This window comes from Bradyrhizobium sp. Kon56 (genome assembly GCF_055807635.1).
Window position 1 is genome coordinate 1 of record NZ_JBVVOU010000406.1, and the last position, 274, is coordinate 274.

Annotated in this window: 1 protein-coding gene; it reads right to left on the minus strand. The window is 47.1% G+C overall.

Features of this window, described 5'->3' with window-relative positions:
- Nucleotides 1-274 (minus strand): hypothetical protein (locus AC0L3B_RS39475; protein ID WP_473383224.1); only part of this gene is annotated, 274 nt, incomplete at both ends.

Consider the following 274-nt stretch of genomic DNA (forward strand, 5'->3'; position numbering starts at 1 on the left):
TCCTTCCACGCTCTCAAAGTCTTTCAGGTAGGTAGCAGCAGTTCCCCAGTCTGAGTCCCGTATTGCAGATGAAATTTTACAGGCTACATCAGCGAATGATTCTAATTTTCCCGAAAAACGTGCTGTTTTAGACAGCGCAGTGTCTATTTCTGAAGCAAGATCGAGGGAGTCGATCTCAGCAGGGAATATACCTATTGAACTAAGCTCGACTCCGAGAGACGATTGAACTGCTCCCGTGGCGCCCAATTGTAGAGCCAGCCATTCAAAAAACTCG